The 2,637-nt window shown below is 69.1% G+C and carries 1 protein-coding gene and 1 pseudogene; both read left to right on the top strand.

Features of this window, described 5'->3' with window-relative positions; translation table 11 throughout:
• Positions 1 to 289, top strand: a pseudogene (locus DBR34_RS23620) (MFS transporter); the annotation flags it as partial.
• A gap of 62 nt (positions 290 to 351) precedes the next feature.
• On the top strand, positions 352 to 2,583 hold the full coding sequence (gene ggpS / locus DBR34_RS16875) for a glucosylglycerol-phosphate synthase (RefSeq protein ID WP_128097652.1): 2,232 nt from the start codon (positions 352 to 354) through the stop codon (positions 2,581 to 2,583).
• The last annotated feature ends 54 nt before the right edge of the window (positions 2,584 to 2,637 follow it).

A 2,637-nucleotide genomic window follows, 5' to 3' on the forward strand; every position in this document is an offset into this window, starting at 1 on the left:
GCTGCTGGTGCACGGCGTGGGCGCGGCGCTGGGTCCGGCGCTGGCCGGCGCGGCCATGCAGCGCTTCGGCCCTGCCGCGCTGCCGCTGTACTTCGCCGTGGTGCTGATGCTGCTGGCGCTGTTCACCGGCGCGCGCCTGCTGCGGTTCCAGCGGGTGCGCACGCATCCGGTCGGGTTCCGGTTGATGCTGCGCACCACGCCGTCGGCGCTGGAGCTGATGCCCGAAACCGACCTCGAGGCGCCGCCGGATACCCCCCATTCCACCCGTTCCGATAAGGAAGCCCATTGACTGTATCGACACCCGTCCTTTCCACTCCCGCCCGTACATCGCCGGCCACGCCGGCTCCGCAACTGATCCTGGCCACCGACCTGGATGGCACCTTCCTCGCCGGCGATGCCGCCGCGCGCCACCGGCTGTACCGGCTGGTTGACCAGCACCCGGGCATCGCCCTGATCTTCATCACCGGCCGCGGCCTGGAAGCGGTGATGCCGCTGCTTTCCGACCCGGCCATTCCGCGCCCGGACTACGTGGTCTGCGATGTCGGCGCGACCGTGGTGGATGGCCACACGCTGCAGCCCCTGCAACCGCTGCAATCGATGATCGATGCGCACTGGCCCGGTGAACACGTGGTGGCCGCGGCGATGCGCCCGTTCACCGCGCTGCAGCGCCAGGACGTGCCGCAGGAACGGCGCTGCTCGTACTTCTGCGATCCCCAGACGCTGGCGCCGCTGCGCACGCAGATCCAGGCCGCCGCCCAGGCGCTGGGCTGCGACGTGCTGTATTCGGCAGACCGCTACCTGGACATCCTGCCGCCGGACACCGACAAGGGTCGCACCCTGGCCGCGCTTGCGCGCCTGCTCGACCTGCCGCGCGAGCGCATCCTGGTGGCCGGCGACACCCTCAATGACCTGTCGATGTACACCGCCGGCTTCCGCGGCGTGTGCGTGGGCGATTCCGAGCCGGCGCTGACCGAAGCGACCGCCACGCTGGCCAACACGTTCCATGCGCAGGCACCGGGTTGCGGCGGCATCCTGGAGGCGATCGAGCACTTCGCGCTGCTCGCCGACGATGACCGCTACCTGCACCCACCGAAGCAGGCCCGCGCCGCCGGCGCCGACCTGGTGATGGTCTACCACCGCCTGCCCTTCGACGAAGTGATGGAGAACGGCGTGCTGGTGCAGCGCCCACCGCGCTCGCCCAACGGCATCATTCCCTCGCTCCTGAGCTTCTTCGAAGGCGGCCAGAAGGGCTCGTGGGTGGCATGGGGCATCGACGACCCCAAGCGCGGGCCGTTCCAGACCCACCTGGCCGTGGACGCCGAGCGCTACCCCACCCTCACCGCTGCGCGGGTGCCGTTGAGCCGGCAGGAAGTGGACATCTTCTACAAGCGCTTCTCCAAGGAAGCGTTCTGGCCGATGCTGCATGTGTTCTGGGAACGCGCGAAGTTCCGCGAGGACGACTGGCAGGTGTTCCTGACGGTCAACCGCAAGTTCGCCGAGGCCACCGCCGCCGAAGCCGCGCATGGGGCCACGGTGTGGATCCATGACTACAACCTGTGGATGGTGCCGGCCACGCTGCGCGAACTGCGCCCGGACCTGAAGATCGCCTTCTTCCACCACACCTACTTCCCGTCGGCGGACGTGTTCAATGTGGTGCCGTGGCGGCGCGAGATCATCGGCAGCCTGCTGTCGTGCGACTACATCGGCTTCCACATTCCGCGCCAGGTGGAGAACTTCGTGGACGTGGTGCGCGGCGCCGTGCCGGCCGAGCGCCTGGCGTGGGAAAGCTGCGCCCCGCGGTTCCTCACCTACGGCTGCGCGGTTGGGCTGGACACCATGACCACGCGCCTGCGCGTGGGCGACCGCGAGATCGCCCTGGGCGCGCATCCGGTGGGCACCGACCTGCGCCGCATCCATAACGTGCTGGCGCGCAGCGACGTGCGCAATGACATCTTCAAGCTGCGCCGGGAGATCGGCGCGCGCAAGCTGGTGCTGTCGGTGGAACGGCTGGACTACACCAAGGGCACGCTGGCCAAGCTGGAGGCCTTCGAACGCCTGCTGGAACAGCATCCCGACCGCCAGGGCAAGGTGACCCTGCTGATGGTATGCGTGCCGGCCGCGCGCGAGATGACCGTGTACCGCACGCTGCAGAACCAGATCGAGCAGGCGGTGGGCCGCATCAACGGCCGCTTCTCGCGGCTGGACTGGACGCCCGTGCGGTTCTTCGCACAGGCACTGCCGTTCGAGGAGGTGGTGGCGCACTACGCGGCGGCGCAGGTGATGTGGATCACCCCGTTGCGCGACGGTCTGAACCTGGTGGCCAAGGAGTTCGTGGCCACCCACGGCATCGAAGGCAGCAGCGGCGTGCTGGTGCTCAGCGAGTTCGCCGGTGCGGCAGCCGAGTTGAAGGGCGCGGTACTGACCAACCCGCACGACCCGGCGGACCTGACTGCCGGGCTGCTGCAGGCGTTGTCGATGCCGGAGGAAGAAGCCACCGGGCGCATGCGGCAGCTGTTCGGCAGCGTGGAGTATTACGACGTGGACCGCTGGGGGCGCGAGTTCCTGGAGGCGGTACGCGGCTGACGTAGAGCCGGGCTCTGCCCGGCTTCGTGCGTGGAATGGGACATGGCGTGGAGC

This window comes from Stenotrophomonas sp. HMWF003, from assembly GCF_003061285.1.
GTDB lineage: Bacteria > Pseudomonadota > Gammaproteobacteria > Xanthomonadales > Xanthomonadaceae > Stenotrophomonas > Stenotrophomonas maltophilia_AP.